The organism is Paraburkholderia sp. UCT70 (genome assembly GCF_050434085.1).
GTDB classification, from domain to species: Bacteria; Pseudomonadota; Gammaproteobacteria; order Burkholderiales; family Burkholderiaceae; genus Paraburkholderia; species Paraburkholderia tuberum.
This window is the reverse complement of sequence record NZ_JBNPVZ010000004.1, coordinates 1,829,253-1,854,594: the sequence shown is the minus strand read 5'-3', so window position 1 is coordinate 1,854,594 and position 25,342 is coordinate 1,829,253. Positions and strand designations below refer to the sequence as shown.

General features: G+C 59.5%; 19 protein-coding genes and 12 pseudogenes. 21 read left to right on the top strand and 10 right to left on the bottom strand.

What is annotated here, in order from left to right; all coding sequences use genetic code 11:
* Positions 1-100: 100 nt before the first annotated feature.
* Together OKW41_RS34080 and OKW41_RS34075 are read right to left on the bottom strand one after the other, a co-directional pair.
* The gene (locus tag OKW41_RS34080) at positions 101-1,120 is read right to left on the bottom strand and encodes an amidase family protein (protein WP_429576529.1); all 1,020 of its coding nucleotides are present in this window, start codon (positions 1,118-1,120) and stop codon (positions 101-103) included.
* A gap of 74 nt (positions 1,121-1,194) precedes the next feature.
* A pseudogene (locus OKW41_RS34075) lies at positions 1,195-1,539 on the bottom strand (amidase family protein); the annotation flags it as partial.
* Between the two features lie 361 nt (positions 1,540-1,900).
* Here OKW41_RS34075 and OKW41_RS34070 point away from each other — a divergent pair.
* The 4 genes and pseudogenes from OKW41_RS34070 (at position 1,901) to OKW41_RS34055 (ending at position 4,457) form a co-directional block, all read left to right on the top strand.
* Positions 1,901-2,561, top strand: a pseudogene (locus tag OKW41_RS34070) (IS6 family transposase).
* Between the two features lie 63 nt (positions 2,562-2,624).
* Positions 2,625-3,521, top strand: a pseudogene (locus tag OKW41_RS34065) (Tn3 family transposase); the annotation flags it as partial.
* A 21-nt stretch (positions 3,522-3,542) separates the two neighbouring features.
* Positions 3,543-4,054, top strand: a pseudogene (locus tag OKW41_RS34060) (transporter substrate-binding domain-containing protein); the annotation flags it as partial.
* Positions 4,055-4,178: 124 nt separating this feature from the next.
* Positions 4,179-4,457: a hypothetical protein gene (locus OKW41_RS34055; RefSeq protein WP_429575338.1), complete on the top strand. Its 279-nt coding sequence runs from the start codon at positions 4,179-4,181 to the stop codon at positions 4,455-4,457.
* Here OKW41_RS34055 and OKW41_RS34050 read toward each other — a convergent pair.
* From OKW41_RS34050 to OKW41_RS34035, 4 genes and pseudogenes are all read right to left on the bottom strand, one after another.
* The gene (locus OKW41_RS34050) at positions 4,447-5,097 is read right to left on the bottom strand and encodes a hypothetical protein (protein WP_429575337.1); all 651 of its coding nucleotides are present in this window, start codon (positions 5,095-5,097) and stop codon (positions 4,447-4,449) included. The two genes, OKW41_RS34055 and OKW41_RS34050, sit on opposite strands and share 11 nt — an antisense overlap.
* 73 nt (positions 5,098-5,170) lie before the next feature.
* Positions 5,171-6,172 (bottom strand): glycosyltransferase family 2 protein, encoded by a 1,002-nt coding sequence (locus OKW41_RS34045; RefSeq protein ID WP_429575336.1) that lies wholly within the window; start codon positions 6,170-6,172, stop codon positions 5,171-5,173.
* A 59-nt stretch (positions 6,173-6,231) separates the two neighbouring features.
* On the bottom strand, positions 6,232-7,170 hold the full coding sequence (locus OKW41_RS34040; RefSeq protein WP_429575335.1) for an ATP-grasp fold amidoligase family protein: 939 nt from the start codon (positions 7,168-7,170) through the stop codon (positions 6,232-6,234).
* A 264-nt stretch (positions 7,171-7,434) separates the two neighbouring features.
* Positions 7,435-7,611 (bottom strand): annotated as a pseudogene (locus OKW41_RS34035) (IS6 family transposase); the annotation flags it as partial.
* 248 nt (positions 7,612-7,859) lie between these two features.
* Between OKW41_RS34035 and OKW41_RS34030 the strand changes: the two are divergent.
* The 7 genes and pseudogenes from OKW41_RS34030 to OKW41_RS34000 all read left to right on the top strand — a co-directional run bounded on the left by OKW41_RS34030 (position 7,860) and on the right by OKW41_RS34000 (position 11,983).
* Positions 7,860-8,286: pseudogene (locus OKW41_RS34030) on the top strand (VOC family protein).
* A gap of 531 nt (positions 8,287-8,817) precedes the next feature.
* Positions 8,818-9,195, top strand: a complete 378-nt coding sequence (locus OKW41_RS34025) for a response regulator (RefSeq protein ID WP_429575334.1) — start codon at positions 8,818-8,820, stop codon at positions 9,193-9,195.
* 321 nt (positions 9,196-9,516) lie between these two features.
* Complete coding sequence (locus OKW41_RS34020) at positions 9,517-9,789, top strand: XRE family transcriptional regulator (RefSeq protein WP_429470800.1); 273 nt, start codon at positions 9,517-9,519, stop codon at positions 9,787-9,789.
* Between the two features lie 165 nt (positions 9,790-9,954).
* Positions 9,955-10,089 (top strand): hypothetical protein, encoded by a 135-nt coding sequence (locus OKW41_RS34015; RefSeq protein ID WP_429575333.1) that lies wholly within the window; start codon positions 9,955-9,957, stop codon positions 10,087-10,089.
* 276 nt (positions 10,090-10,365) lie between these two features.
* Positions 10,366-11,106, top strand: coding sequence for a 3-ketoacyl-ACP reductase (locus OKW41_RS34010; protein WP_429575332.1), 741 nt, complete (start codon positions 10,366-10,368; stop codon positions 11,104-11,106).
* Between the two features lie 250 nt (positions 11,107-11,356).
* A pseudogene (locus tag OKW41_RS34005) lies at positions 11,357-11,561 on the top strand (cold-shock protein).
* Positions 11,562-11,647: 86 nt separating this feature from the next.
* Positions 11,648-11,983, top strand: a complete 336-nt coding sequence (locus tag OKW41_RS34000; protein ID WP_429575331.1) for a hypothetical protein — start codon at positions 11,648-11,650, stop codon at positions 11,981-11,983.
* 346 nt (positions 11,984-12,329) lie between these two features.
* Here OKW41_RS34000 and hfq read toward each other — a convergent pair whose 3' ends face one another.
* Together hfq and OKW41_RS33990 are read right to left on the bottom strand one after the other, a co-directional pair.
* The gene (hfq, locus tag OKW41_RS33995) at positions 12,330-12,593 is read right to left on the bottom strand and encodes an RNA chaperone Hfq (protein ID WP_429576528.1); all 264 of its coding nucleotides are present in this window, start codon (positions 12,591-12,593) and stop codon (positions 12,330-12,332) included.
* 76 nt (positions 12,594-12,669) lie between these two features.
* Positions 12,670-12,879, bottom strand: a complete 210-nt coding sequence (locus OKW41_RS33990; RefSeq protein ID WP_429575330.1) for a hypothetical protein — start codon at positions 12,877-12,879, stop codon at positions 12,670-12,672.
* A gap of 478 nt (positions 12,880-13,357) precedes the next feature.
* Between OKW41_RS33990 and OKW41_RS33985 the strand changes: the two genes are divergently transcribed.
* From OKW41_RS33985 to OKW41_RS33960, 6 genes and pseudogenes are all read left to right on the top strand, one after another.
* On the top strand, positions 13,358-13,741 hold the full coding sequence (locus OKW41_RS33985) for a hypothetical protein (RefSeq protein WP_429575329.1): 384 nt from the start codon (positions 13,358-13,360) through the stop codon (positions 13,739-13,741).
* Between the two features lie 492 nt (positions 13,742-14,233).
* Positions 14,234-14,458: a dodecin family protein gene (locus OKW41_RS33980; RefSeq protein ID WP_018419043.1), complete on the top strand. Its 225-nt coding sequence runs from the start codon at positions 14,234-14,236 to the stop codon at positions 14,456-14,458.
* A gap of 503 nt (positions 14,459-14,961) precedes the next feature.
* Positions 14,962-15,126, top strand: coding sequence for a DUF2934 domain-containing protein (locus OKW41_RS33975; protein WP_429470810.1), 165 nt, complete (start codon positions 14,962-14,964; stop codon positions 15,124-15,126).
* Between the two features lie 494 nt (positions 15,127-15,620).
* Positions 15,621-16,006: pseudogene (locus OKW41_RS33970) on the top strand (Ku protein); the annotation flags it as partial.
* Between the two features lie 357 nt (positions 16,007-16,363).
* Positions 16,364-16,558, top strand: a complete 195-nt coding sequence (locus OKW41_RS33965; protein WP_429448862.1) for a DUF3562 domain-containing protein — start codon at positions 16,364-16,366, stop codon at positions 16,556-16,558.
* 248 nt (positions 16,559-16,806) lie between these two features.
* Positions 16,807-17,367 (top strand): annotated as a pseudogene (locus tag OKW41_RS33960) (FAD-dependent oxidoreductase); the annotation flags it as partial.
* 209 nt (positions 17,368-17,576) lie between these two features.
* Here OKW41_RS33960 and OKW41_RS33955 read toward each other — a convergent pair.
* A pseudogene (locus OKW41_RS33955) lies at positions 17,577-18,083 on the bottom strand (ATP-binding protein); the annotation flags it as partial.
* Between the two features lie 2 nt (positions 18,084-18,085).
* Positions 18,086-19,336, bottom strand: a pseudogene (istA, locus tag OKW41_RS33950) (IS21 family transposase); the annotation flags it as partial.
* A 265-nt stretch (positions 19,337-19,601) separates the two neighbouring features.
* On the opposite strand from istA, the pseudogene OKW41_RS33945 reads away from it, so the two are divergent.
* From OKW41_RS33945 to OKW41_RS33930, 4 genes and pseudogenes are all read left to right on the top strand, one after another.
* A pseudogene (locus OKW41_RS33945) lies at positions 19,602-19,898 on the top strand (transposase); the annotation flags it as partial.
* Between the two features lie 1,209 nt (positions 19,899-21,107).
* The gene (locus OKW41_RS33940; protein ID WP_429575328.1) at positions 21,108-21,662 is read left to right on the top strand and encodes a hypothetical protein; all 555 of its coding nucleotides are present in this window, start codon (positions 21,108-21,110) and stop codon (positions 21,660-21,662) included.
* Between the two features lie 60 nt (positions 21,663-21,722).
* Positions 21,723-23,696: a phage tail protein gene (locus OKW41_RS33935; protein WP_429575327.1), complete on the top strand. Its 1,974-nt coding sequence runs from the start codon at positions 21,723-21,725 to the stop codon at positions 23,694-23,696.
* A gap of 5 nt (positions 23,697-23,701) precedes the next feature.
* Positions 23,702-25,327 carry a hypothetical protein gene (locus OKW41_RS33930; protein ID WP_429575326.1) on the top strand — a complete coding sequence of 542 codons (1,626 nt, stop codon included), beginning with the start codon at positions 23,702-23,704 and terminating at the stop codon, positions 25,325-25,327.
* Positions 25,328-25,342: the final 15 nt, after the last annotated feature.

The window sequence follows — 25,342 nt, the reverse complement described above, 5'->3', positions numbered from 1 at the left end:
GTTGCTGGAGCACAGGTCTCGGCGGTGCCATCAGTGCGCGCCGTTCTGGCCCGGCACCGACTTGATGAGCGTCGAAATGGCAGATCGTCACGGTGCGCTCCTAGCCGACGAGCAACGGCGGCAGCCGATGTTCCCACGGCGCAATTGCCTCGAACGCCGCGCAGAACTGCAGCACGTCGCCATCTGCGAAGCGCGGCCCGACGACCTGCAAGCCGATTGGCAACCCTGACGGACTCCAGCCGCACGGCACGCTCGCCGCTGGGTTGCCGGACAGATTGAATGGGTACGTGAACGGTGTCCAGCGCGCCCACGGCACCGCGGTGTCGTCGACGCCATCGAGGTCAGATGGCGCAATCCGGTCCGCGTCGAACGGAAGAATTGGCAGCGTTGGCGTCAGCAGCAGATCGAAGCGCTCGAACAGCTTGTGGACCTTGCAAGCGAACGCCGCGCGCTGCTGGACTGCGGTCAGATAGCCGGCCAGATCGTAGTCCGCAGAACGTTCGATTAGCGTCGCGAAGCCCGGTTCGAGCTCCTCCTTGCGATTGGCAAGCGACTTGCCGTACACGATTCCGCGGCCGCCGACCCATAGGGCCTCGAACGTCGGCAACGGGTCATGCCATTCGAGCGCGGGCATATCAATCGTGACTGGCAGCGTCCGCGCAATCTGATTGACCGCCGCTTCAACTGCTGCCGCAACAGCCGGATCGACGTCAACGTTGAACAGCGTCGGACAAAACGCGACGCGCAGCGGCCGCAGCGGCGAATCGCAACGCGCGAGGAACGTTTCAGTCGGTGCTGGCAACGCCTGGTGATCGCGTGGGTCGGGACCGGATAGCACGTCGAACAGCAGCGCGCTGTCGCGCACCGTCCGTGTGATCGGGCCGGCATGGCTGAGCATTTCGGTCGCCGACCAAGGCCACGTCGGAATCCGGCCGAGCGAGCCCTTGAGCGCGAACGTGCCACAAAACGCACTGGGAATCCTTACCGAACCGCCACCGTCCGAACCGAGCGACGCGGGCACCATCCGTGCGGCGACCGCGATCGCCGAACCCGAACTGGAGCCGCCGCTCGTGAGTTGTGGGTTCCAGGGATTGCGGCCGTTGCCGAATACGCGCGACAGGCTCGCGCCGCTCCAACCGACTCGAACTCGGTCGTCGCGGTCTTGCCGAGGATGATCGCCCCTGCATCCTTCAGGCGTCGGATAATCGGCGCATCATCCGACGGTACATAGTCGAGTGCGGTCAGCGAACCCCGCGTCGTCCGCAGTCCAGCGGTCGAAAACAGGTCCTTGACGCCGAACGGAATGCCATGCAGTGGCCCTCTAAAACAGCCGCGGGAGGCTTCGCGCGTCAACGTTTCGGCCTCAGCCGCCGCCGTTTCGGCGTAGATGTCGCCGAATGCGTTCAATGTGGGATTGTGGGTTTCTATCGCTTTCAGACTGTGCGCTATCAACTCGGCCGGCGTCAGGCAGCCGTTCCGGATCCGATCAGCGGCATCAAGAACCGTTGGTGCAGAGACACATTTTGACCCGTATTTCATCCTAAATCCTGAATGGGACAGCGCATTGGCTGGTTGGATGCATTACAGGTTGGACAAAAACTGGTGTCAAGCGCGTTTTATTGGTTTTGTTGGCTTTGTTGGATATGTGGGGTTCCACCATCCACTCTAATCAAGCGCTCTCGCTGGCAAATCAGGCGCTCGAGAATTTGCGTCGACTAGGCAGGAACAGTCTCACGAGTTCGCAACCGGAATCCGCCCAGCCCAACTATGCCCGCCCAAGGCCGCGTCGTCAGCCACAGAATTGGCGGGCAGGGTATTGTCAAGTTGGCGCCGGGGTCGACGAATATAATGGGGCATGAAGAAAGCTTCCGTTTCCGTCTTGCTGTCGGCCTAGGCGCCGATTTCGTTCAAGGGCTATCGATTTCCGCCGGACATCATCTGTTACGCGGTGTGGCTGTACTACAGGTTCCCGTCAGCCTGCGCATGGTTGAGGAGATGCTGGCGGCACGGGGAATCGAGCTTACGTACGAAAAGGTGCGGTGCTGGGCGACGAAGTTCGGTCTGGCGGTCGCGAAGCGTATCCGTTCGACAGCGCCGGGTCGCGGCGACAAGTGGCACCTGGATGAGGCGGTCGTGACGATCCACGGCAGGAAGCATTGGCTGTGGCGGGCTGTCGTTCAGCACGGCGCAGTGCTCGATGTGCTGGTGCAGAGCCGCCGCGACAAGGCGGCGGCCAAACGGCTGATGCGCAAGCTGCTCAGGCGCCACGGCTGCCCACGCGTGATCGTCACGGACAAGCTGCGCAGCTACGCGGCGGCGAACAACGAACTGGGCCTGAACGTCGAGCATCGGCAACACAAAGGACTGAACAACCGGGCGGAGGCTTCAAGTCGGCGCGCCATCTACAACGATTCACGTCGGTCCATGCTCAGGTAAGCAACCTCTTCATGCACTGCCGCTACAACGCGAACGCGCAACAGAAACGGCAGGCCCGCAAGTATGCGTTCAAGGCGTGGGAAACCGTAACGGGCAATCCGATGCTGGATCGCATTGCCGCATAAATTAGTGATCCTTATGTTGAGTGATTTCGCCTGCGCGCGCCCTTCAACAAGTTGACAATACCCACCGGACATGTGAACCCGAAGTATGGCGCTGAACCAGGCCGGATGTTCTACACGCACATCTCCGACCAGTACGCGCCGTTCTACCCGAACCTCGTGAACGTCGGCGTGCGCGATTCGACCTACGTGCTCGATGGCTTGCTGTACCACGAGTCGGATCTGCGCATTCAGGAACATTACACCGACACCAACGGTTTCACCGACCACGTTTTTGCACTGATGCACCTGCTGGGCTTCCGGTTCGCGCCCCGCATCCGCGATCTCCACGACATGAAGCTGTACGTGACTGGCAGCGTGAAGGATTATCCGGCGCTCCAGCCGATGATTGGCGACGCGTACAACGAGAAGGCAATCCGGCGGAACTGGGACGAAATCCTGCGCCTGGCGACGTCGATCCGGCAGGGTACCGTCACCGCTTCGCTGATGCTGCGCAAGCTCGGCGGCTATCCGCGGCAGAACGGCCTCGCCGTTGCGTTACGCGAGATCGGTCGGGTCGAGCGTACGCTGTTCATCCTCGACTGGCTGCAGAACGTCGAACTGCGCCGCCGCGTTCACGTCAGCTTGAACAAGGGCGAGGCCCGCAATGCGCTTGCACGTTCGGTCTTCTTCTACCGCCTCGGGGAAATCCGCGATCGCAGCTTTGAGTCGCAGCGCTATCGCGCCAGCGGCCTGAATCTGGTGACCGCCGCGATCGTATTGTGGAACACCGTCTACCTCGAACGGGCTGTCCACGCGATGGCCGCACGCGGTGCCCCGCCCGATGCAGTTTTGCTACCGTATCTTTCGCCGCTTGGCTGGGAACACATCAACCTGACGGGCGATTACGTGTGGCGTGAGGACCAGCACGTGCGGCGCGGTGGATTCCGGCCACTGCGTCCGGCCCGGGGTCACCAGCTTTAGCCTTTCCTGGTGGGGGGCGATACAGTCCCGTTCAACGTCCCGGTGTGGGGAATCGAGGACGGCTTCCTGGTTCAACCAGGAAACCCCAAAGCGCTCAAAAGTTATTCCTCAATCGCCAAATGTCCTGATGTGCGCCTCGGCATCATTGCCGGGCAGGTTCAGCATGATTCGGCGGTAGCCTCAGGCGTGACCAAGGAGCAAATCGTTATCTTTGAGCAACAAGCCGACGCGATCGCGGCCGTTCTCTCGGGGCGATTGCCGCTTATGCGAGTACGGCCTTGGGAAATCGGATCGTCGCGAGTCGGATCGGCAGTTCAGTGATCGAAGCCGTCGCGCACGAGCCGGAAACGAACGGAGGACGGCGGACGCCTCCGCTGGGAGCGTTTTCATTCAACCGGGAGAACGGAGGTCTTCTAAAAGCAGTGAATCAGCGACTCGGTTCATATCTTGGCTCGCCGGACCATCGCGCTCGCATGGCAAGATTTGGGCTGACTGACAGTGAAATCGACCCAGCTGCCATGAAAGCAGGATAGGTCGGCGCTCGGCCGACTACGGACGTTCGACACGGCCACCCGGATCATCCGACAATCTGTGTGGCCAGAGGCGGTGCCCGTGTCGCCGCGGTTCTCACTATTTCTCTGACAGCGCAGGCGGTGTATGCAGCTGGCGCCCTCCCAATTAAATGTTATCTATTACACAAACAACGCCGCCGTTACCCTGAACTGTGAATATCTCGTTGAGCAATTCTCTTACGAGACCGGCCTGACCACTGCGCAGATGGCGATGCCGGCGAGCTTCGGTCCAACCTATGACTTCAGCCCGAACGGACCGTGGATCATGTTCCCCGGCGACACCCCGCCCCTGCTTGCGTTGGCAACAGTTCGGGCCGTGAGTGCGGATGTGTGGACGCCACGCACGAGAGCACTCAAGCAATGACGCTATGGAGGATAGCGCGCTGGCGCGCGTCTCGAAACAGGGTCGAGGTTATTTCAAGCCGCATGCCCTTTGACGACGTGCGCTCCGCGGAGGCCTCGAGAAAGTATCGGACATTACGCCTGATCGCTTCCATATCGATTCCATAGATGTTGTAGCAGCATCTTCTGCCAGGCGGAAGTGACGCGCGCGATTTACAGGTTCCACATGGTCTCATGTATGGAGTGGGCGCTGTCTCTCGCAGTGAAAAACCTCTCCCTTTAATATTTTCATTTGATGGGGCATTGTCTGGCTTGATGAACGTATAAACACGATCTGGAAGCGATTCCGGGTGGAAGAGGAAACCGAAGCAAAAACGTGCCGAAGTGAATATATCCTGAAGATCGAAGCCTCTGAACGGGCGCGTCACGATCGTGCCGCCATATTCGAAGTACAGTTCTTCCCTGAAATGTATTGCGAACGCGCCTGAAGCGGCCACGATCTGATTACGCTCCAAAAACAGAAAGATGGCGCCAAGATCGACGGCATTGGCAACTTCACGCGCGCTGCGCCGAAGGATATTAGGATCGCTTTCCCGTTCGTAGAACGCAACAATGCCTGGAATGTCGCTGTGTTCTGCGCGTCGCAATGAGATGTCCATCATATGCGCTTTGTTGCGCCCTCCGCAATGTAATAACGGATCAGCCTTGGAACAGGGCACACACGTCTTCAGTTGACTAAAGGCGACGTCTCGCGAGCGGGTTGGAAATATAGCGAACCGCGAAATCGGAAAGCGGTGAGTAAGGCAACAGGCAAAGACTGGACAGCGCGAGCGTGCCTATCTTCTTCTTGTAGCTCCAGAACGGATTGGCGACTATCGAGCGCAAATAACAATGCGACTGCCGGCTGACCCATCCCCAGCGCTTCGCGAACGAAGCCTGATAAACAGCAGAGCAAAAATACGCTTTCTCGAGTGAGAAGTCGTGAAACGATGGCGGAAGCTCTATGCCGAGCCGCGAGCGCGCCATCTGCCGAAGGATCGACCAACGCTTGGTCAGCGCCTTGGGCGCCTTGTCGGTGCTGTACGAATTGGCGAAATCGATTCCTGTGTTTTCGGTCCGATGCACGCGGTATGCGCCTAACGATTTCGGGATCGTCGCGATTGCTCCCAACAATGCGACCCCGTAGATCGCGTAGAAGTCTGCGCCGTAGCGATTACTGCTTGCTTCCGGCACGGGAAAGATTTTCTTTAATGCGCTGGTCCGGTAGGCGTTGCCTGACGCTGGCGGCGACGGATAGAGCCAACCCCGGCGCAGCAGGCTACCGCAGTCGACTGGCGCGGCGGAGTGAGGTACGTATGTACCCGTGGGCTTCCCGGCTGAATCCACAACGTCGAGACGGAACTGAACCTTGACGGAGTCGCCGGCCTCGAATGCTTGCATGACCTCGGACACCGCACCCTTGTACAGTAGATCGTCGGAATCGAGCAGGATCACGAATTCCGTGTCGATCATATTGACTGCATCGTTATATGCGGAGACCTGGCCGCCGTTCTCCTTATAGAGCGCCTGGATGCGGCCGGCATAACATTCTGCGATTTCGCGCGAGCCGTCCGTCGATCCGTCGTCGATCACCAGAACACGCGTTTCCGGGTAGTCCTGAGAAAGAGATGAGTCAATTGCGTCGGCCAGAAAGCGACCGTGGTTGTAATTGCAGATCACGATTGTGATTTTTTGCATGGCGCTTCACCACTGTCGTTACCGCTAATGGAGAGTTCGCGAAAAACATCGGCAGGAAACTACCGTGCCCCGGGCGAAGTTGCTCGCAAGGAAGGCCTTATCGACAGGTAAGCGTCTGGTATCAGGCTTCCCCACTCGTAGTCGATCCTGTCCGGCATGAATGGCAGAACGCCCGCACCCGGCGTGAAAGTAAGTTCACCAAAATAAACCTGGTTATTGGGCGAATACATGTCCACGCGGACATAGTCGAAGTCCGCCGAGAGCTTGATCCCAGCGTCCACGATCGCGTCGAGATTGTCCGGGCGAGGCGGCGGGTTTTCACTGGGTTTGTACTCGCCAATGACTACGTCCAGATGGTTCCAGTTGACGTCGTACAGATCGCCGCGCGTATCAGCGCCGAATCTGTCCGAGATGACGAGAATGTAGATGACCAGCCGGCCTGATTTGGCACCAAAGCACTGCAGCTTATAGTCGGGGGGAACGTTGCCGCTCTCATCGAGCAGCAGTTGCTCGAAGAAGATACGCGGCTTGATGGGGCGATAGTGCTTTTCCCGACCCATCTTGTAGAAGTCGAGGGACAACCAATGGTTCGCGAGATCCCGCAATTCCTCGAATGAGGTTGCCGATTTGTTTCTGACCACCTTGACATAAGTGCTGCCGTGATTCGCCTTCATCACGAACGAGTCCGGCAACGCATCGAATACCTCTTTCGTGAAGGTCTCGGGGGCGGCAAGCAACGGTATAAGATGGCTCTCGCCAAGCTTTCTCGCAACATAGTCCCTGACCGTAAGCTTGTCGGTCAACTCGGTGAGCCACGGATCCGGCCGCAGGCTTTTCTGCAGAATTTTCTCGTTGAATGTTGTCGGACGAAGCAGGTTCGGATAACGGCCAATGTACTTGTGATGCAACAGGCTCAAGAACAATGGCGCAGGCAGCATCGACTTGGCCGCGTCTTTCAGCTTGCGCAGAGTTGGGTTGGTCGTCGTCATGGTTCCCATCCCGTCAGATAGTCTTGCCGTATGTGAGGCCAGGCCAGCCTTCCAGGTACGTCACTGCGGAGGTTAGCGCACAGAGTCCGTCGTGATTGACGGCGTCGTTAAAGGAAGGTATTTTGGCCCATTTTCGCGAAAACGGCCGCTTTTGCAGGGCACTTTCGGCATGAAAAGGTCCGAGCCTTCTCAACGGCCAGAGATGGAAACTACATTAAGGGAAAACACCACACTTGCCCATAGGCTACCGGCTGTCGTAGCCAACCGATTCCAGCGTTTGACGAACTCCGGCGTGTAGCGCTTCACCCAACGCAGGATCGTAGTGTGGGCGAGGGACAGGCCGCGCTCCGCCATCATCTCGACAAGATCACGCAGACTGAGCTTGTAGCGCAGATACCAACGCACGCAAAGGACGATGACTTCGCGGTCGAAATGACGCCCGTTGAACAACCGTTCGAGATTCTTTCAGCTTGCTCATTGGCTCGTGGTCGTCAAAAGCTCAAGAGTAACAGACCGACGCACCGGAATTGCACCACAACCAAATCGATGAGGATGTGAACGTGTCTGCGCTGCTTGCCCTTCTGTCTGATACGGCACGTCGCTAGCGCCTTTCAAAGACTTTGCGGCTCCTGCGTGGCACCGGAGCAGTGTCGCCATACATCGCGTGAGCGGACGTTCAATTATTTGTTGGGGATGCCATGGAACGAATCGGAAACACCGGAATTCTGTTCATGGCGGGCTTTGGTCCAATCGTTCGTGATGTGGGGCAAGCCGCCAGCTCTACGGCGAGAACCTCGGCATCCCCTTCAAGGAGGAGAGTGGTGGCTAACTTCATACGGAAGCTCTGAAGGGCGCAAAAAGTTTTGCCCTGTGGCCACTTTCTCAGGCGGCGCAGTCGTGTTTTGGCAAGGACTCCTCGCCCGACGGCATTCGTGCTCCGCAAGCCTGGCTCGAGTTTGATGTTGATAGTGTCGAAAAGGCAACGGCGGAGCTTGAATCGCGAGGACATCGAATGCCCGTCAAGAGCAGGAAAGAGCCTTGGGGCAGACGGTGAGTCGTTTCATATCACCCGAAGGACTACTGGTCGGTATCACTTTCACGCCGGGGATGCGAGAAGAAAAGTAGCGTCGATTGTGCACAAATGAAGCAGCAAGGCGTCCGGCACGACGGGGCTCGTGTTGCGCAGTTCAGCATCTTCCCTCCGGCGACGGCCGCGACTCGCTTGCTTCCGTCAGCGAACGCCTTCGGAAGCCGCGCGTCGTCGGCGTGGTCGGCCGGCCCGGAAAATACTGAACCAGGACTTTTCCTTTAATAACGCATCCCACCGTCCGCCGGTGCGAGGAAATCCGAAAGATAGCGGTTGTCAGCGGAAACCGACGGTTCGTCGCGTGAAGTTTCCATGACGTGAAAGGCGTGTTATCAGTTTTACCGGGCGGCTAAATAGTGCTGGCTACGGATGTGGGTCAACGTACATACATAATGATTTTGGCAGTGCCGTCGCCAAACTCACGGACGTTCGTGCTGCTATTTTTAAACTAAACACCTAGTCGAGTCGGGCGTAACCATTTAACATACGTAAGCCATCCAAAACATTAGGATAATATAATAATACGAATCAATGTTAACCCGAGTTTTTGGCATTTAAGGACACGTTGAATGGACGTGCTGGTCGTCGAAGATAATGAGGTGGTTGCGGACAGTCTGGCTTTCCTGCTTGACTGCTATGGTCACCGCGCCACCGTGGTGGAAGACGGAGAAAGCACGCTCTCGCTGCTGTGCTGCCGCGCTTTCGAACTGGTCCTGCTTGACGAGAACCTGCCCGGAATCAAAGGAAGTGCCGTCGCACTGTCGATTGTCAATACGCCTTTCGCTGACCGGCCCTTCATTGTCTCCATGACTGGAGACAGTGAGGATGGCGGACTCACGCGGCTTTTCGATGTCTGTCTGCAGAAGCCGTTCTGCCTCGAGGCACTTTTGCAAGTGATTGAAGAGGCTCAAAGCTGTGGTGATGCGAGCGCTCGCCTGGCCGCCTAGGCATTGCTTGGCTGTCAGATGCGGTCACCCCAAGGCCGAGCTAAACGCAAGCCAGGGGTGTCTCGTCCGGATGGTTCGGACGACCTTTTGGTCGTATGTGTGCAACGGCAAATGTGAACATTTACTTATTGGTTGGCGCCACGGCACACGCGAAGGAATAGTTGTTCTCGCAACTATAACGCCAACCACAGTGGCACCCGGCGTGCCGGCGAAAAGGCAACATGGCGTCATGAGGCCGTCATGACAAATACGTAGATTCGGCCGGCACCGAAATAACCGGTGTTGAGTTGCAAAAAATATAATCTGAGAGAAGTTAGACAAATGAATCGACATACCCAAAGTATCGGTCATCTCGAGCGCAGTGCCGGGAATGACCGCCTGAAGCGCGCCCTGGCCGCACGCCTCGACAGGGCGTTGACACGCGCCGGCATCAGTTCGGCACGCGCAGCGAAGGGGCTGGGTGTGAGCGAATATGACGTGCAATATTGGCGACGCGGAATCACCGTGCCGCCGCTGAACGCTTGTACGCGTCTTGCCGCCGTCCTCCAACTCGATGTTCACTGGCTTTGCACGGGGCAGCCTCCGGTCGCCTGATTTCGCAGTTCGCGGGAATCGCGGGCCGGGGAGTTTGTGCTCCGTGGATTCCCGTACGTTCTGAAGTTCGCAGCCCGGTCGGCATCGCACTCGCAATGATGCAGTGGTACGCATTTCGGATGCGGCACAGCAGGCGTCTCTTCCGCAAACCCGGAGGGAATCAATGTGAAGGCAGTTAAACAGGATGCGGCGTTCGACCAGGCGCCGCGTCTCAATAAGTACGAGATGGAGTTGTCGCGAGGCGCCTCGCATATCGCGAGCACGCTGTACGAGGAAAGCATGCTTGCGGCGACGACCTGATGGCATTTGCGCACGCCCTTCTCAGAAGACTGGAGCAGCGCGGGAAGCCGCTGGCGGGCAAGGTGCTCCAGCACTTTATTGAGGGCGGCCGTTTGCCAGAGGAGGTATCCAGCGCGCCGCCAGTACCTGTGTCTGCTCGCAAACCTGTTGCCCGAAGCTGAAAGGTACGGCCTCGCGGACGCGCCAACGCGCCAACGCGCGCCAAGCAGCGTGAGCCGCATACATGCAGGCGAACTACAAGTTTCAATTCTTAACCGCAACAACCGAGGGAAGAACATGTCAAAGCGAATCGCTTATGTCACCGGCGGCATGGGTGGAATTGGTACAGAAATCTGTCAGCGGTTGTTCAAGGACGGATTCACGGTCGTCGCCGGTTGTGGGCCCAACTCTCCCCGGCGCGAAAGATGGCTGAAGGAGCAGGAGGTGCTTGGATTTTCCTTCACCGCATCCGAAGGGAATGTCGGTGACTGGGAGTCTACGGTGGCGGCATTTGCCAGGGTGACGAAGGACGTCGGCGAGATTGACGTGCTGGTGAATAACGCCGGCATTACGCGGGATGGCACGTTTCGCAAGATGTCGATGGAGAACTGGAACGATGTCATTGATACAAACCTGACCAGCCTCTTCAATGTCACCAAGCAGGTCATCGAGGGGATGGTTAGCAGGGAGTGGGGGCGAATCATCAACATCTCGTCGGTGAACGGGCAGAAAGGGCAGTTTGGCCAGACCAACTATGCGACTGCGAAGGCGGGCATTCACGGCTTCACGATGTCGCTTGCCCAGGAAGTGGCAACGAAGGGCATCACGGTGAATACGGTTTCCCCCGGATACATCGGCACGGATATGGTTCGTGCGGTGCCTCCTGAAGTACTGGACGCAATTATTCAGGGCATTCCGGTGCGCCGTCTCGGAGAAGCGTCGGAAATTGCTTCAATTGTCTCGTGGCTCGCCAGCAATGAGTCCGGCTTTGCGACCGGTGCTGATTTTTCGCTCAACGGTGGACTTCACATGGGTTGAGACCTCGATGGACGCGTGCTTTACGCGTGCCGCTAGCAGTCCAGGCCCGCATTCCCGTCGAAGTGACGACGAGATGCAAGCCGCTTTGCGGCACGCACATCGACGGCTCAATACAGGACCATTCGCGACACCTTAACGACCGATGTGACGCGCAGAAACAATGTCAGCGTGGTAATACTCTTCCTCCTGATTCGCTGCGCTGTGAGATCCAGCAAACGCGAATGCGACATTAAACTGTTGTGGAATGAATATGGCAACCGGAACAGTAAAGTGGTTTAACGATGCCAAGGGCTTTTGCTTTATCACGCCGGACGACGGCGGAGAAGACCTGTTCGCCCATTTCTCTGAGGTTTCAGGGCAGCGGCTTCAAATCATCGCAAGAGAATCAGAAGGTCAGCTTCGAAGTGAAGCACGGGCCGAAGGGCAAGCAGGTTGCCAACATCAAGCCGCTGTAACAAGCCCGACGCTCGCCTCGTCGCGACGAATGGGCCGTTATGCGGTCCATTTCGCAAAACGTACGGACAACCAGCTGGAGACCCGCATGCACGATGTGTCGCATATCGAACGCTCGTCCTACCAGGGTACCCGCAGGACGTTGCGATTTCTCGCACGCGACGCCCGAAATCCTGGCGCAGCCCTGGTTTACTGGCTGGGTGTGAGAGAACCTTCATTGGAGTCCAGCTTCTTCCACGCCATGCAAAAGTACGGTCCGCTGATGCAGCTGGTTCTGCCCGATGAACGTCCAGGCGTCTTCGTGAAACGGGACGCCGTTCAAAAAGTCCAGGATTCCGGAGTTGTAAAGCGACTCGTTTTCAAGGACGAGTCATCGCTCGACGTTCGATATGACGGGCCGTGCCGCGACCTCTTTAACGAGTGAATGACGCTGGCGTGCCTCTGTTGTCGCGGGAGACGGATAGCGTCCGTGAATACGGCAACGGAACGGTGATGCGACTTCGCAGCTAGCGGCGCCATTGTTCCAGGCGAGCCTTCGCTGCACGGCTGGACATGACCATCAAGCGCGCAAAGGTGATTTCCAGTCGGGTGGCCAGGTCGCTCGGCGTACCGGAACGCGACGTGACCCTTTGGCGCGCCGGAGTTATCGTTCCGAAGAGTACGGATTGTGCGCCGCGCCTGTCTGACCTTCCCGACGTGGACGTCGCCTGGCTATGCGCAGGCCAGGCGTAGACCCCAACATGTCATGACAGCTCTCATCGGACGCGAACTCACAAGTTGTTCGACTTGTCCCGATTCACCGCCGCGCCGGAACCGCGTGCCGGGGCCCTGCCATTGACCGGCATCACGGTCGAAATGGCATGTTTGTAGACAAGTTGCACGCCTGCGCCAGACTCCAGCAGCACTGCAAACTGGTCAAAGCCGGCCAGTTGGCCACTCAGTCTGATACCGTTCACGAGGAACACGTTTACGGTGGTCTTGTCCTTTGCGAGCGTCTGCAGAAAATCGTCCTGTACGCATGGGCGTGCGGTCATGTTCTGGGCCAAAGCGATAGGTCCTTTGATTGTACGGACGATACCTGAAGCCGCGAGCCAGTCCAGAGGAAGTGTGTTACCGCGACTCGAGGGCGTCGAGGCATGCCTGCTCCGTATCGTTCGGATGCAGGTCGCGGTATGCGTCGAACAATTGTGAGCACAGGGTTGCCAATGCAGTGAGATTCACAGCCTGGTCTGCATACTCGACCTCGCCTGCGTTAATGACGTCGTCGAGGACGGGAGCCAAGCGACGCAATTGCCGGAAAGTGGCGGCGTCAAGTTTCATATCGGAACTCCTCAGCGGGCAGAGCTCACCCTAAGCTGACTGCCTCAAGGCGCTGCCCGGCCCCTCCAACTTGCGGGCGTCCCCGCCAGTTCAGTTAAGCACCCGCTTCGGCCTCCGACGGACACGAGTCTCCGTTGACGGCTCATGTGACCTCGCGGTGCTGGACGTCGTGTGGCAAGGCGCCCTCGGTGGTGCCTTCCGTTGCTGCCAGGCGCATTGTATTCCGGGTCGCGACCGCACTCAGCACCGCGCAGGTGCGGGCGCGGTTGACGCCACCCAATGTCCTTTCAGCACGTCGTGTCCTGGCTCTCATCGGTTGCCTCCTGCGGCAGTGCACAGATTTACTGTCAGCTGGCCGAACAGATGTGCACCTCGCCGCCATGTCAGTGCCCGTGGTGACGCCAACGTTTGGTATCCGGGTCCCGGACGTGGTCTGGATGGCGCCCGAAAAATGGGAAGGTCTTGACGGGGACACCCCGTGCCGTTTGTACCCGACCTTTGCGTAGAAGTGCTGCTCGATAGCGACCGGCAGCGCGAGATGAACCATAGGGTCGCGTCGTACCTGGAAGGCGGCGCGAAGGAGGTGATTGTGGTCAGACAGAATGGGGGACTTGAATTTTGGGGAGCCGAGGGCCGACGCCAGGCTTCCGCGTTCGCGATAGCACTCTCGCTCGAGCCCCTCTATTGCCAGGTCAGTGCGTCGGTCAGCACCATCGGCAGCCTGGTCTGCGACGATATACACCATCGAGTTGCGGAAATGACCTGGGCTCGGGATGTCAGCCATGACTCGGTGCAGTGGGAGGCGAAGCAGGCCAACGCTAATGCGCCGCTGCTGAATCGCGCGACATCGGCGCAGTCATAATCCGTGTGCGTCAATTCATCCTGATGTCGGCCCGGGTACGTGTCGCAACCACGTCGGCGCAGAACTGTCGTTCCTCGATGCGGACTTCCGCTTTGTAGCCATCGCCAACGCCAACCTCTGCGGCGTCCGCATTTCTTGCCTGTGACGGGCCGCTATGGGACGTATTGTTGCTGAAGCCCGCCCCTATGGGCCGGCTGATAAAGGCGATTCATAATCTGCTCGACAACGGCTCGGCGTGGTGCCCCCAATCTACTCCGCTTCTGCAAAAGCTAATGTGGAATCGATGAACGTCTCGTTGGCGCCTGGCCGCCAGCGTGTCGGCGTTTCGCTGTGCAATCGAACATGGCTTCCCCATTGGAAATTGGCCCGCGTCCTGGCGGGACTATGGCAACGCGCGTTGCTACTTCAAGCGACGCGTGGCACGCAGGCCGGCCTATGATGAAATCATTGAGGTGCGGAAACCGTGCCTCCTAACCCAGAGGAGCGAGAATCATGGCCAAGCAAGACACCGAATCCAGCGTCTACAGCGTCACGGAAATTATCGGCACCAGCCCAACCTCCTGGGAGGATGCGGCGAAAAATGCTGTGGAAATTGCAGCGAACTCGCTGCGTGATTTGCGAGTCGCCGAAGTCTGCAAGCTCGACATGAGGGTCGATAGCGGCAAGGTCGTTGAATACCGGGCGCGAGTATCTTTGTCGTTCAAGTACGAAGCATGAAACGGCGACCCCGAACCACGGCAGAGAAGAGGCTTACGACACTGCAAGTTTGCGGCATCGAGCTTGTACGGCAGTTGCGGACGGCGCAACTCCCAGAATGCTCACGCTAGCGTGCAGTTCAGCCGGGCGGTATGACTGCGTCGCAGCGGGCTTCGGTCCGTCCTGCGCCCCTTGTCGCTGCGAGCTGGCGCGACGCGCTCGCCTTCAATGCACGTAAATTCGACCACGTTCGTCGCATCGCAGATAGCGCAGTCCATCCGGGCCCGGCTACTGTCGCGCCACGGTCAAACCGCCGCTGGCCGATGGGGCAGGAGTATTTTTTACATTGGCGCCTGCAGCGCTACAACCACTCGCACGTGCGAAGAGCGTTCGGGCAACCACGGTCCGTGCCAGACTGAGACGGTGAGTCGCCGACGACCAGCGGCATCAAGCAGGCGCCTTGCTACCATCGACTAGCCGTAATTAGCCCGCCCGCCCGGGAGACTTTCTTTAAGGAGGTTGAGATGGACGTGCCAGTCACTGAAGAACAAATCCGAACACTTGCTTTCTATCTGTGGGAGAAGGACGGCTCTCCCGAAGGACGCGCGGACGAATACTGGGAGAAGGCTCGACAGCAGTTGGATGCGGACGAGTCACCGGCAGCATCTGAGGGCGACACAGTAGCCTGAGCGGCGCGCGCCAAAGGCAATGCGGGCGCCTGAGCAAGGGCCCTCACGCGCCTGTCTTGGCGATTTGACCGGACTGGTCTCAGTACTCCGACCGTCCGGTTGTCGCCTTGCTCCTTACCAGTTCGAGTGCTTTATCCGCCAGTGAGCCAAAATCGGCGCCGCTAGCAGTTAGCACACCTGGATACCCTGCGAAAACAACTGGCGGTTCGCGCATGACCGAGCGCAAGGCGCGCGACGTCTCGGAGTTGGACTGACTCTGCGAAAGCTCTGGACGAACAGAAAGCTCAGTTCGCGTGCAAACGGCGGGTCTGTGCAACTGAAGGCGGCCTACGAGCATCCACGGGCATCTGAGTTGATTCGGCCTTCGGGAACCGGTTTCCCGGTGCTAAGCTTGCGAAAGCCGGGAGGGTATCGGCTAGCCTCCAACAGCTGGCTGGTGCAGCCGTAATCAGAAGCCGCGCGAGTTTCCTGCCGCCGGCTACGAGGAGAAGTCCATGGCAGCGCGCTCAATCGCATCGTTGACCCTTTCCTTCGGCTGGTTTCCATTCCGGTCAAACTGTATTCGGCCACCGAGAGTGCCTCAGGGGTAGGCTTCAATTTCCCGTCGCCGGAAGGCGGCCGGGTGAAACAGCAGTACGTTTGTGAAGCCACCGGCAAGGTCGTGACACGTGCTGACATGAAGAAAGGGTACGAGTTCGAGAAGGGACAGTTCGTCGTTTTCACGCCTGATGAGCTGAAAGCGCTCGAGGAAGGCGCGACGCATGTCGTGCAAATTGTCTCCTTCATGCCAGAGGAATCGGTCGACCCGCTGTACTACGACAAGGCGTATTTCATTGCGCCGGACAAACGGGGAGCCAAACTCTACAGTCTGCTGCGGCAAAGGCAGGGCTTAGTGCGCCACTTGAGCGCCTATCGTCGTCTCAACACCTGAAGCGCGTCTAGCGCGAAACACCGCCGCTGCGCTCTCGCGCGCGGTGTTTGACGTAGGTCGCCGTCGCGACGGCTGTCAAACGCGAACGTCAAGTGAATCGAAGCCTCATGGCGAGCTAGGCTGCCGTCGAATCTCATCGGCGATGCCTCGTGACCGCGTGCGCTAAGGGGATACGTGTGGCACTGAATATGCATATCAGCATTCGAGGATGCAGGCCTCTGGCATACGCTTCATTGACAGATTCTATTTGCGATTTCCACGGTCGCGATCTTCACTACACTGCTATTAGTAGTAGATGGAGGACATATGAAGACAGCCGCCGACCCGCAGAAAATTGTCCATGACATCGCCGAGTCCACGCACAACGACGAAGAATTGGTGTCGAAGATGTACGCTGACGCCGTTGCAGATTATCAGCGTGAAGCGCGCATTCTGGATTACGTTCCTCTTTTTGCAGCAAAGCGCGTACGGGAAGGCCTGAAATCCCGAACAGCAACGTAGTGCAGAATCTTCCGTACACTGCCGAGTCAGCTTGCCCGAGTTCGGGGCGAGCTAAGCCTTGGATGTCGCGCACTCCGGGCCTCGAGGACTCAGCAGTGGCTCTCCACCCAAGCACGTGCCCAGTCTAGCGTGACCTTCCGCTACAACACGACTGTCGACGGTTGTAGTGGTCAATTTATTTCGGACAGGCCGATAGGTTCTTTCACTGTCGGTTTCGCCTCGTAGGCAGCGTGCGTCATGGCGCCAAGCTGATTCAGGCCGACGCGTTTGTCGTCGCATTCGGGGCGTACTCGACGAACTTCTTGTCGGGCCTCGTCAAAATTCCGGTCTACCCGCTTAAGGGATATTCCATCACAGCGTCCATCCTGGACGAGGCGTGCGCACCGGTATCAACCGTGCTCGACGAGACCTATAAAATCGCCATCACGCGCTTCGACAAGCGCATTCGCGTGGGCGGTATGGCTGAGATTGTTGGATTCGACAAGCGTCTTCGCGAGGCTCGTCGCGACACGCTCGGGATGTGCGTAAATGACCTCTTCCCTGGTGGCGGGGACACAGCGAACGCCACGTTCTGGACCGGACTGCGTCCAATGACTCCAGACGGCACACCCATCGTTGGTGGGACCCCGGTACCAAACCTATTCCTAAACACGGGCCATGGGACGCTTGGATGGACGATGTCATGCGGCTCTGCCCAACTTCTTGCCGACCTTGTTTTGGGCCGGCAACCCGCTATCCGGCACGACGACCTAAATGTGTTCCGCTATGCGAAGGAGAAAGATGTCCCTGCGGATTTCACGCTCAACTGAGCAATGTCACTCGTTGCAAACAGGCCTGCCCGCCACTTTTAATTTGTAGCAGCCCAAGGCCGTCACAACACTTCTTGAATCTGAATGCATATTCCACGCAAATCGAGCGGCCATTCTGCGGCAAAGCGAGCAAGCATTCCACGCGAAACCGAGCAGGCATTCCACAACAAAGCGAGCGCTGCGGACATGGCGACGCGGGGTGAGTTTTTTTACTCCTTCCCGCCTTCGGCGGTCAAACTATTTCGGCGCTTGCGCATCGATTCGCCTGAGAGCGTGAAGCGATGCGCGTTGTGAACCAGCCGGTCGAGAATTGCATCAGCGAGCGTCGGATCTCCGATGGCAGCATGCCAGCTGTCGACTGGAATCTGGCTGGTGACGATCACCGAGCGCCGGCCGTGCCGGTCGTCGAGCACCTCCAGCAGATCGCGCCGCGCCGCATCTGACAGCGGTGCCATGGCCAGGTCATCCATGACGAGGATGTCGGTCTTGGCCAACTGTGCCAGCAGCTTTGCGTAGCCCCCACTGCCGTGCGCGATGGCCATCTCCTCGTTGAACTTCGGCATGCGCAGATAGCAGGCCGAGAAGCCCTGGCGACACGCCTGGTTGACCAGCGCGCATGCAAGCCAGCTTTTACCGAGCCCGGTTGGTGCGACCAGAATGATGTTCTGGTGCGCCCGTACCCATTCGCCAGTGAGCACCCGGGCGAGCAGCGCACGATGGCCCAGTTGATCAGCCGCTGCGGATTCCACTCGGTGGTCGCTGCCCGATGATTCGCCGGCATGTGGGCGGCGATCGTGGTGTGATGGCCGCGGCGCTCGCTCTTCGCGTGCGCGGCAATGCGCTGACCGCGCAGGAAGATCTCGACGGTCGTCTTCGTGTGGCGCACCTCCACCTGCTCGCGGGCGTGGCTGTATGAGACGGAGTAAAAGTGTTCGTCGAGCTCGACATGGTAATCAATGCCGACGCGAGCAACCTTCCACTGCGCATACTGGTAGGGTCTGTCTGGCAGCGGACGAAGTGCCGGACGATCAAGTTCCTCGAAGGCGCTGCGGCGGCAACCGGGCAGTTTCTTGAACGGCCTGTTGTTCAGTTCAACGAGGAGTGCCGCGATCGCGCGGTTGGCTTCGTCGAGGCTGAACAGCCGCTGGTTGCGCAGCCGTGCCAGAATCCAGCGCTGCGCCAGGAGCACCGACTGCTCGACCTTCGCTTTATCACGGGGCCGACGTTTGCGGGCTGGGATGATCGCCACGGAATAATGCGCGGCCATCTCTCCATAGGTCCGGTTCAGAACCGGATCGTAGAAGTCGGCTTTGTGCACGCCGGACCTCAGGTTGTCGGGGACCAGGATCTCGGGACAACCGCCAATGAAGTTCAAGGCGCGCACATGCGAGCCAATCCAGTCCTCAAGCTGCTGGGTCCAGGTGACTTCGGCGTAGGTGTAGTTTGATGCGCCGAGCGTCGCGACGAATACCTCTGCTTCACGGATCTCGCCGGTGTGCGGATCGACGATGCCCAACCTGTTACCCGAATAGTCGATGAACAGCTTCTCCCCGGGCGTGTGCGTCTGGCGAAGCGTGACCGGCAACGCTGCCGCCCATCGCTCGTAATACTTGCAGAACCAGCTGTAGCCGTAGCCTTCGGGCTCCTGCGCTTTGTACTCGTTCCATAGCAGGTCAAGCGTCACGCCTTTCCTGCCGAGCTCACGATGTACCATCGGCCAATTGGGCATCGGCCGTGTCCGGCTTGACGACGGCGGCGGCGGGAATAGCAGCGCATCCAACGCTGTCTCCTCCATCGTCATCGCCTTCTCGAAGTCCAGTTGTGCGCGCCGTACGCGATCCAGATAGTCCCAGACCGTCGCGCTCGATGCGCCTATCGTCGTCGCGATCTCACGCTGGCTACGCTGGCACACAAAGCGCAGGCGTAGCACTTCCTTGATTTGACGCATGGATAACCTTTTATTCGACATTCGCTCGCTCGACAAAATCGTCAAGCGTGCCATGGTTATCCCGCGTTGCCGTCCCTCCAGCTTACCGCTCGGTTACGCGTGGAAATCGCGCTCGGGCAGTCGCGGAATCCCTGCTCGATTTGCCGTGGAATCGACGCTCGGCTTGCTGTGGAATCCGTGCTCGGTTCGCCGTGGAATTGGTGTTCGGTTTGGCGTGGAATACGCAATCTGAAACCACATGCCGCGCCCATTAGAGCTTCCATCCACCCCCACGCCGTGGGACACACAGTGCACTCCAGGCACAGGGCGACGAATCATGCGATGGGAACATGAGTCGGTGCTGGAAGCAGTTCAACGTCGGCTCGACCGGACACCGGATGCGATGACGGTGCGCAGGCGAACCGTCGAACATGTCTTCGGCACGTTCAAGCACTGGATGGGCTACACGCATTTCCTGACACGCAGGCTGCCCAACGTGGGGACCGAGATGAGCCTGAACGTACTTGCCTACAATCTCATGCGAGTGCTGAGAATCCTGGGGTTCAGGAAAACGATGAAAGCGATGCGGCTGGTGGGTGCGTGAGCACCCCGTAGGTCCAAAAACTAACCCCTTGAACCTGTTTGGAGCGCGTTAGAGACGTTCAGCGTCCCGTCATCGCCGCGACACCCCCAAAGACAGCCAAACGCGCCGACGGGCCAGGTTTATCCGTCGCATTGCAACTCCGTCGAGTTTCCACACGGCCTGGGTCGATTTGCGACAGATCGTTATGTCGCTACCGTGCCTGTTTTCCGTTTTCTGCAGCGTCCCCAGGCAGATGTCGTCCAACCACGGTATTGCCTTGAGGGGCGGCATCGGCGTCCATCGCCAGCAGCGCAAAGCATCGGCGTTGAAAGCCATACTGGCACGGAGCAGGCCTGCGCAGTCACCGACGCGAGTTGAACCACTGTAAAAGGTAAGCGCTAGTTATCGGCTGGCGTCTCCACCAATGTCCCGATCAGGCGTAGCAGTTCGGTATGCTCCGGCCCTTTGCCATCTCGAACAAGGAAGTCGCCAATTGAGATGTCGGACGGCCGGCCACCTGACGAGAAGTTGGGCTCATGTCGGACGAAAACCCGGCCAGAGTCGTATTCGTGGACGAGCGACCAACGGTCTCCGTTCGCGCTCCTGTAAAGCTCTCGCGCCTTTTGAGTCATGGCCCCTCCTATTCGGGCTAAGCATACAACGGCCGGGACGTCGCTGACAGGGTGTCAACGTGGTTTTAGCGATCGAATCGATCACGGCGATGATGCCGCGACATACGCGATCTTCGGTCCACCCTTTCGGTCAACCGGCCGGAACTCGACCTTATGGAACGTATCGACCAGGCGCGCGTTGCCTTGCTTGAAAGTCAGTCGGCGCAAATAAAAGAACGCGTCGCAGTGATCCAGTTCCCGGTGGCGTTGTTTCGCGCAAGGGGAGGCGCGGCAAATGCCGGATGGTGTTCATCAAGTGACGCACCCTCAATGAGATTCGACAGACAGCACGCACCGGCTGTGCCTGAGGACTCGACAATCTTGATTGTCGCCCTGGAAAGGGACATCGAGCTTGGTCAGTCAGGCGGTGTGAGCCAGCAGGCATCGCGCGCCATCCCGCAAATCACCGCTGCGCGCCGCTCCTGCGAATTTCGCTGGTTTCACCAATCCACTCGCGTCAAAATGTGGAATGCGCCGCTCTCGCGATGCGTCTGCCAGCTTTCGCGCAATCGGCTACTGCATCGATCGGGACAAGCCATCCGGAGCGAGGAAAAGGATCATGCAGAGCGCGATTCGGCGGCATTGCCTGAACGTTGTCGCGCTGGCGACCTATCTCGCGTTGGCAGCCATCAGTACGGGTCTGACTGGCTGCAGTTCACTTTACAGTGAAGGCGCCACTGCGGGTGCCGGTATCGCCGGGGCGGCCATCGCCGGCACGGTGACCAACAACGCGGCCGTTGCCACCGGCATCGGCCTCGGCGCAGTGGCCGCTGCCCGAGCCGGCGTGCAGTACTCGGAACGCGTGATGCACGCGTATACGCAGGCGCAGATTGCGGCCGCGGCGGGACCGCTCGCGGTCGGCGCCGTGGCACCCTGGTTCACCAGGCACAGCGTACCGTTCGAGCCAGACGAAAAAGGCCGCGTGACTGTGAGCCGGGAGATTAGTACCGGTATGCTCGACTGCAAGGAGATTGTCTTTTCCGTCGATACCGATGCGAAGAAGGATCAGCCCGCGACCAGTTCGTTCTACATCGCTGCGGTGTGCCGTGATGGCGATGACTGGAAATGGGCCTCGGCGGAACCGGCCACGGCACGCTGGGGTGCGCTGCAATGAAGCGCCGCCTTGATGCGATGCTTGCGGCCGGCGTTGTGGCGAACTTGACGGTAATGATGAGTGGCTGCGCGTCGATCGGCGCGGTGGCCGGTGCGGTCGCCGTGGATCGAGCAGCCGTTCAAGGCGCCAGCCGTCTGGCTTGGCGCGCAGATCATGAGCGTGCAGGAAAACATGGTCGTTCTCGCCGGCAATACCAGCTCAGGTAACGCGCAGGTCGAGATCCTGCCGTTCACGACCATCGCCTCGAGTACGACCGGCGCGATCATCACGTCCGTATGCGAGCAGGCCGGCCTGCAAGCTTCGCAGATCGACGTGAGCCAGATGACCGACACGGTGATCGGCTTTGCGAGCACCAGCAACAGCAGCCCACGCGACATTCTCAAGCCGCTCCTGTCGGCCTACTTCATCGACGTGAGCGACAGTGACGGCATGCTGAAATTCGTGCGCCGAGGCGCGACGCCGACCGTTACGATCCCATGGGATGATCTCGGGGCAGACGCGAACCCGGGCAGCACGCAGCAGCAGAACCCGATTTCCGAGACGGTCACACAGGAATTTGAGCTGCCGCGCAGCGAGACGGTCAGCTATCTCTCGTCGTCGACGGACTATCAGACCCTCACGCAGCGGGCGTTCAACAGCAACACGATCTCGAACCTCGACGAAACGGTGTCGGTGCCGATCGTGCTGGCCGACAACGACGCGCGCGCGCGCGCCGAGGCGATGCTGTGGGAGCGGTGGAGCAAGCGGCGCAGCTTCACGTTTGCCACGACTTACAAGTGGCTGCAGCTCGAGCCGGGCGATACCGTGCTGCTGCAGCAGCAGTCGGGCGCGAGCGTGCCGGTGCGCATCACGAAGGTTCAGGCCGACGGCAAGGGCGTCTGCACCTTCAACGCCGATTTCACGGTGCCGCAGATCTATCCGAATCCGGGCACTCAGTCCACCGTGCAGGCGGCGGTCGCGCAGGGCGTGCCCGTCCAGAAGGTACCCTACAGCGGGCCCACCGTCCTCGAGATCATGGACATTCCGCCGCTGCGCGCGCAGGACGCCACGACGCCGGGCCTGTATCTGGCTGCCTGTGGCTTCTCGAACAACTGGCCCGGCGCGATCGTGGACGTGAGCCGCGACGACGTGAACTTCACGCAGACGGCACAGGCGCTGCAGGCCGCGGTGATCGGTCAGGCGTCGACCGTGCTCGGCACGTTCAGCGGCAACATTCCAGACGAGCTCAATCAGGTCACGATCCAGCTATTCAATCAGGATGCGGAACTTTCGTCGGTCAGCTATGCGAGCTTCCTGAACGGTGCGAACGTCGCATACCTCGGCGGCGAAATCATTTTCTTCCGCAATGCGACGCAGATCAGCGCCAACCAGTGGACGCTGAGCGGGCTGCTGCGCGGCCAGATCGGCACCGAGGCAGCGAAGTCGACGCACGCATTGGGCGAGTATTTTGTGCTGCTCAACAGCGCGAACCTCTATCCGATCAGCGTCAACCTGTCGGACATCGGCCAGACGCTGTGGTTTGAGCCGTACCTGAACAACCTGATGGGCAGCACGCCGGGCGCGGCCGTCAGCGTGCAGCCAGCCAATGCGCGCCTAGCGCCGCTCTCTCCGCACCAGCTAACGGTGCAGCCGGTGCTCAGTCCGGCAAGCTCGTTCATGCTGCGCTGGTTCCGCAAGGCGCGCATCAACTTCCAGTGGCTGGACGGAGCCGACGTGCCGCTCGACTGGTCGCAGGAATCCTACCGCATCAACATTTTCAACTCGTCAGGCGTGCAGAAGAATTCCTACGTCCTGACCAGTGCGGGTGTGATGTGGAACGGCGGCACGCCGCAGGCCTACGCGGCCAACCCGGCAAGCCAGACGCTGCCACCGTTCAACTATGGCTCGGGCCAGAACCAGCCGTATTTCATCTACACGTCCGCGATGGCTGCCAACGATGGTTTCTCGAGCGGGCAGAGCATCACCGCAACTGTGAGCCAGATCGGCGACTACGGGGTGCCCGGCGGCACCGCCTCTGTGACGTTCACCCGGTAACCCTCATGTCCAACAGCACGACACTTATCGACCAGATCAGCTCGACGCAGGCGACGAAGGAAGTCGTCGCCAATGCGAACTTCGACGCGGCATCGCCTGCGATGCTTTGGGGGCGCCGTGCCTCCACGACCAGCGGCCTCACGTGGGGCTACTACGGCGGCTCCTACACGGTCGGGATCACCGTCAATTCGATCATCAACGGGACGCTCACGCTCACGGCCAGCGCGACCAACTACGTGCAGGCGAACGTCAACACCGGTGCAGTCAGCGTGAATACGACGGGGTTCACGGCCGGCGCCGTCCCGCTGTACCAGATCGTCACCGGCGCCTCCGCTGTCACCAGCTACAGCGACTGCCGCAGCTTCGCCACCTCGGCCGCCACGGGCACGGTCACCTCGGTGGGCGGCACTGGTGGCGTGGAGACTGACCAAGGCACCCCGGAGTCCGAGAGCAGCGACAACACGGCCATCACCTCCAGCGGGAAAATTCGGACTGTCGTGAAACTAGCAGGAGCGGCCGTCCAGACCGCGGCCTATACCTTCGCCTCATCCGACCGCAGCGCATGCCTCGTGATGAACAGCTCGAGCGCCGTCTCCCAGTCGCTCCCCGCCGCCTCCGGCACGTCTGGTAGTTTTCCGGCAGGCTGGTGGGGCTCGGTACAGAACATTGGCACGGGCGCGATGTCGCTCGGGGTTCCCAGCGGCGCCCGCCTCGACGGAACGACCAACGGCTCGGTGACGCTGGCGACCGGCACTGGTCTGATGTACTTCACGGATGGGACCAACTGGTACACCATGCGCGGCGCGGCCTCTGGTGGCGGTGGCAGCGGCGGGATGACCAACCCGATGACCACTGCCGGGGACCTTATCTCTGCCGCGGCCGGCGGGGCGCCTCAGCGCGTTGCCGCCGGCTCCAGTGGCCAGGTGCTAACGATGTTAGGCGGGCAGCCTGCATGGGCCGCAGCATCGGGTAGCACTGGTGATCCTATTAACTTCTCCGCAGCTAACCACTATAGCGGTAGCGGCTTTACGCTGACGCAGTACAACACGACTGGCGCAGCACTCTCGGCGCTGGCAAGTGGGCGCGGCTTTCAAATCAACGTGCCGAACACGACTGCTAGTAGCGATAACGTGCTGCATGCACTGCAGAACGTGCCGACCAGTTCTTCATGGTCTGTTACGACGCTTTTGAATTTCAACAATGGCGGGGGCTACCTGTCCAGTGGGAGCTACTCGTCCGCGCAACTCATCATTACGGACACGACGGGTAAGCTGGTGGCGTTCGGGTGGGACCCGGCCGGTAGCGGGGCGTCGCCCAACAATCTATATTTGGACATGACGTACTCGGTGTGGACGTCTATCTCATCGTTCAGTTCTCGCATGGCGCTGGACGCCATGCACCCGCAGGGCGTGCCAGTTTGGTTGAAGGTTACGTACACCGGGTCCGGTGGCAACTTCGTGTTCTACACCTCAGTTGATGGGGAAACATGGGTGCAGCGGTACAGCGTGGCAGCCTCAACGCTGGGCACACTGGCGCAGTGCGGTTTCCGCGTGGATGCAAACAACCGGGGTAGCGTGGGCACAGCGAACCAGGTCGTTGCGCTTACCTGCTTCCACTACGCGCAAGGCTAAAGCGCAGTGTATATT